Genomic DNA, 5,039 nt, shown 5'->3' with positions numbered 1-5,039 from the left:
AGAAGCAGGGCTGGCAGGGGCATGGACCTGCTGCCTGACTGCGATGTGCCGGAGGCGGATTTTGCCGAAGGACTGCTGCGCCAGGCGGCACCGAAGCTGCCTGAGCTGGCAGAGATAGATTTGGGGCGGCATTATACGGAGCTGGCCAAGGAAACCCACGGCGTCAATGACGGCTTTTATCCGCTGGGCTCCTGCACCATGAAATACAATCCCCGCATCAATGAGGAAATGAGCAGCCTGCCGGGCTTTACGGCAATTCATCCCCTGCAGCCGGAGGATACGGTGCAGGGGGCCCTGCAGGTGATGTACGATACAGAAAAGCTGCTGGGGGAGATTACCGGCATGGATGCCATTACCCTGCAGCCGGCGGCCGGTGCCCACGGGGAATACACGGGACTGCTGCTCATCAGGAGCTATCATTTGTCCCGCGGTGATGTGGGCAGGACGAAGATAATCGTGCCTGACTCCGCTCATGGCACCAATCCTGCCTCTGCTGTTATGGCGGGCTTCTCCGTGGTGTCCGTGCCGTCCAATGCTGACGGCGGCGTTGATCTGGATGCCCTGAGGGCGGCAGTGGGCGACGATACTGCCGGTCTGATGCTGACTAATCCGAATACCGTGGGTATTTTTGACCCGAATATACTGGAGATTACCAAAATTATCCATGAGGCCGGCGGCCTGTGCTACTATGACGGCGCCAACCTGAACGCCATTATGGGCGTGGTGCGTCCCGGCGATATGGGCTTTGACTGCGTGCATGTGAATCTGCACAAGACCTTTTCCACCCCCCACGGGGGCGGCGGGCCGGGCAGCGGCCCTGTAGGCTGCAAGGCGTTTCTGGCAGATTTCCTGCCGGCACCGCAGGTAAGGCTGTCCGAGGGCGTGTACTCTATGTATGCCCCGACCAATTCCATCGGGCAGGTGCGCAGCTTTGGCGGCAATTTCCTTGTGGTGGTCCGTGCCCTTGCTTATATCCTGACCCTCGGCAGGGAGGGCATTCCGGAGGCTTCCACCAATGCGGTGCTGAACGCCAACTACATGATGAGCCTGTTGAAGGGGCATTATGATATGGCCTACGATACGGTCTGCATGCACGAGTTTGTCATGACCTTGGAAAAGCTGAAGCATGACTATGGCGTGGCTGCCATGGATGTGGCAAAGCGGCTGCTGGATTTTGGCATTCATCCGCCAACCATGTACTTCCCGCTGATCGTCCATGAGGCCCTGATGATTGAGCCGACGGAGACGGAAAGCAAGGAAACACTTGACGAGGCCGCAGGGCTGTTTTTGAAGATTCTGGAGGAAGCAAGGACCAGCGGCGAGGAGCTGCATCATGCCCCGCATGACTGCTATATCGGACGTCCTGATGAGGTAAATGCGGCCCGCAAGCCTGTGCTGACCTATAGCTTTGCATAAAATATATTTTAAGGACTGATTTGTGATGATAGATAAGCTATTCATAATTGAGGGTGACAGCAATAATCCCCATCGTAATCTGGCGTTGGAGGCTGTGCTTCTGAAAAGGCTGCAGCCGGGGGAGTGCTACCTGTACCTGTGGCAGAATAAGCACACCGTGGTTATCGGGCGCAATCAGAATGCCCTGTCCGAGTGTCATGTGCAGCAGCTGGAGCAGGACGGCGGCTTTCTGGCGCGCCGCCTGTCCGGCGGCGGTGCCGTGTACCATGATCTGGGCAACCTGAATTTTACCATGATTATGAATTCCGGGGATTTTGATACTGACAGGCAGACCGGCGTGATTCTGACAGCCGTGCAGCTGCAGGGGTTGAATGCCGAGAAAAACGGCCGCAATGACCTGACCATTGAGGGTAAAAAATTCTCCGGCCACGCTTATTATCATCACGATGGCAGAAGCTACCATCACGGTACGCTGATGATGAATGTGGATATGAGCCAGCTGCCGAAGTACCTGAACGTTTCGCCGCTGAAGCTCAGGGCAAAGGGCGTTCAGTCGGTACAGTCAAGGGTCTGCAATCTGGCTGATTTGAATCCTCATATTACCGTGGATGCCATGAAGGAAAGCCTGCGGGAGGCTTTTTGCGCCGTGTACGGACTGCCGGTCAGGGAGTTGGAGCTGACGGAGGCGGATATGGCGTTCTGGCAGTCAGAGGAAGCCAGGATGTCCGCGCCTGAGTGGCTGTACGGCGAGGCGAAGGTGCTGGATTTCAGCAAGGAAATGCGCTTTGGCTGGGGCACTGTGCGGATGGATTACAGCCTGAGCAAGGACAAGCAGTCGGTACAGGAGATGCAGCTTTGGACGGACGGGCTGGAAGCGGAATTTTTGCAGGAGGTGCCGGGGCTTTTGCAGGGCTGCTGCCTGAAGCGTGATGCCATTCTGGCAAGGCTGTCCATGAGCAATGAGGCCAGCCCGCGGATTGCGGATGATATTGCGGCCATGCTGCTGCCTGCATAGGCGCCGCAGGCATACGTGCGGACAAAATGTGAATATGAACATTCACCTGAATATAAATGAGAACGTGCATAGAAACGCGAATGTAAATGTAAATGCGAATGTGAACGTGAATATAAATGTAGATGTAAATGTGATGGAGGAAAGGCTGGATGGGTATGAAATATGATATTGCAGTAATCGGGGCAGGCCCCGGCGGCTATACGGCGGCCGCCAAGGCCGGCAGGCTGGGAAAGAGCGTGGTGCTGTTTGAAAAGTCCCATCTGGGCGGCACCTGCCTGAACCGCGGCTGTATCCCTACCAAGGCACTGCTCCATTCGGCAGAGCTTCTGGGAGAGATAAAGGAAGCTGAAAAGTTCGGCATCAGGGTAAGTGATGCGGCGGCAGATCAGGAGGCCATGCACAGGCGCAAAAATGAGATTGTGGCCTCCCTGCGTGATGCCATCGGCAAGCTGATGAAGGCGGCAAAGGTGGAGGTTGTGGCAGGAACGGCGCAGATAACGGCGCCCGGCGTAATAAGCTGTGACGGCAAGACCTATGAAGCGGAGAATATTATCGTGGCGGCAGGCTCGCAGCCTGCCATGCCGCCGATTCCAGGCAGTGACAGCGACGGCGTCTATACCAGCAATGATTTGCTGGAGGGCGAGGGAAAGCAGTTTGCTTCGCTGGTGATTATCGGAGGCGGCGTCATTGGCGTGGAGTGTGCCTCGATTTATCTGAACCTTGGCTGCAAGGTGACTATAGTGGAGATGGCGGAGCATATCCTGCCACCTATGGAAAAGGAAATTGCCCAGCGGCTGGCCATGAAGCTGAAAAAGATGGGGGCTGTGATAGAGGCCTCCTGCCGGGTGCAGTCCATCAGCGGCGGGGCAGGGAACATGTCTGTCAGCTATCTGGACAAAAAGGGCAACGAAAAGACGGCCTGTGCTGATGCGGTGCTGATGGCGGCAGGGCGCAGGGCGGCCCTTGAGGGCCTGTTCGGTGCTGGCGTGGCGCCGGAGCTGAACCGCGGTGCCCTGGTAGCCGACGCTGACGGGCGTACCAGCATTGACGGTATCTATGCCATCGGTGACGCCGTGGCCGGCAATATTCAGCTGGCCCATGTGGCAGCTGCCCAGGGTGAGAACGTGATTGATGTGATTTGCGGTGGCAAGGGCGCCGTTGATATGGGCGTGGTGCCGAGCTGCGTATATACTTATCCTGAGATTGCTTCCGTGGGACTTAGCCAGGAGCAGGCGAAGGAGCAGGGCATTGATGTGGTGGTAAAGAAGCTGCCGACGGGCAGTAACGGCAAGAGCCTGATTGCCGGTGGCGACAGTGGCTTCGTGAAGCTGGTGGCTGCGTCTGACGGCACTATGCTGGGAGCGCAGCTGGTGTGCGACCGGGCAACTGACATGATTGGTGAGCTGGCAGTGGCTGTCAGGCTGGGCCTGAAGCTGGATGATGTTGCCGCGACCATTCATCCTCATCCGACCTTTGTGGAGATGATAGGGCAGGCGGCCGGACAGTGACGGTTTTTGCTTTTGATTGATGATATCGGCTTTGCGGCCGGGCAGTGATGTTTTTGGCTTATACTGCCGGTTGGCAATGCTGGTTTGCGATATTTGTTGTGATATTGTGGAGGAAATGCTATGAGTTTGATGAATACATTGGCAGGCGTGGACAGTGAGGTTTTTGAGGCTATTGGCAGTGAGCTGGGCAGACAGCGCGGCAAGCTGGAGCTGATTGCTTCTGAAAATATCGTCAGCAAGGCTGTTATGGAGGCACAGGGCAGTGTCCTGACCAACAAATATGCCGAGGGCTATCCGGGCAAGCGCTATTACGGCGGCTGTGAATACGTGGATGTGGTGGAGCAGCTGGCCATTGACCGTGCAAAAATGCTGTTCGGGGCGGAGTATGCCAACGTACAGCCTCATTCCGGCGCACAGGCCAACATGGCGGTATTTTTTGCCCTGCTGACACCGGGGGATACCGTCATGGGCATGAACCTGACGGATGGCGGCCATCTGACCCACGGTTCTCCTGTGAACATGTCCGGCAAGTATTTTAAGATTGTGCCTTATGGCGTCAGTGCGGAAACGGAAATGCTGGACTATGATGAGATTCAGGCTATCGCGGAAGAGTGCAAACCAAAGCTGATTGTGGCAGGGGCATCTGCCTACGCCCGCGTGATTGATTTTGAGCGCATGGCTAAGATTGCCCATAGCGTCGGGGCATATCTCATGGTGGATATGGCGCATATCGCCGGACTGGTAGCGGCAGGCCTGCACCCGAACCCGATTCCTTATGCCGATGTGGTTACGACCACTACCCACAAGACCCTGCGCGGCTCTCGCGGCGGCATGATTTTGTGTCGGGACGAGGAATTTGGCAGGCAGTTCAACAAGGCGATTTTCCCCGGTATTCAGGGCGGCCCGCTGATGCATGTAATAGCCGCCAAGGCCGTGGCCTTGAAGGAGGCGCTTTCCTCCGAGTTCAAGGAGTATGCGCAGCAGGTAGTGAAAAATGCCAAGGTGCTGGCTGATACTTTGCAGGCAGACGGCTTCCGCATCGTTTCCGGCGGGACTGACAATCATCTGATGCTGGTGGATCTGACCAGCAAGAAGATTAC

The 5,039-nt window shown here is 56.5% G+C and carries 4 protein-coding genes; all 4 read left to right on the top strand.

What is annotated here, in order from left to right; genetic code table 11:
* Window positions 1-1,416, top strand: a 1,416-nt coding sequence (gene gcvPB, locus ACI3UA_RS00465) for an aminomethyl-transferring glycine dehydrogenase subunit GcvPB (RefSeq protein WP_439722866.1), incomplete at its 5' end; no start/stop codon positions are given.
* A 25-nt stretch (window positions 1,417-1,441) separates the two neighbouring features.
* The gene (locus tag ACI3UA_RS00460; RefSeq protein WP_439722865.1) at window positions 1,442-2,431 is read left to right on the top strand and encodes a lipoate--protein ligase; all 990 of its coding nucleotides are present in this window, start codon (window positions 1,442-1,444) and stop codon (window positions 2,429-2,431) included.
* Window positions 2,432-2,580: 149 nt separating this feature from the next.
* A complete protein-coding gene (lpdA, locus tag ACI3UA_RS00455) occupies window positions 2,581-3,939 on the top strand; it encodes a dihydrolipoyl dehydrogenase (RefSeq protein WP_439722864.1) in 1,359 nt (452 codons plus the stop codon).
* A gap of 120 nt (window positions 3,940-4,059) precedes the next feature.
* On the top strand, window positions 4,060-5,039 hold a 980-nt coding region (gene glyA / locus ACI3UA_RS00450; RefSeq protein WP_439722863.1), incomplete at its 3' end, for a serine hydroxymethyltransferase.

Origin of the sequence: Anaerovibrio sp. (genome assembly GCF_051866355.1) — a bacterium.
In the GTDB taxonomy this organism is placed as follows: Bacteria; Bacillota; Negativicutes; order Selenomonadales; family Selenomonadaceae; genus Anaerovibrio.
Note: the sequence above shows the minus strand (reverse complement) of the source record. Positions and strands in the feature narration are given on the sequence as shown.

Excerpts from the sequence above, each read along its gene's own strand:
- lpdA (WP_439722864.1), top strand. The coding sequence starts at position 2,581 with ATGGGTATGAAATATGATATTGCAGTAATCGGGGCAGGCCCCGGCGGC.
- ACI3UA_RS00460 (WP_439722865.1), top strand. The coding sequence starts at position 1,442 with ATGATAGATAAGCTATTCATAATTGAGGGTGACAGCAATAATCCCCAT.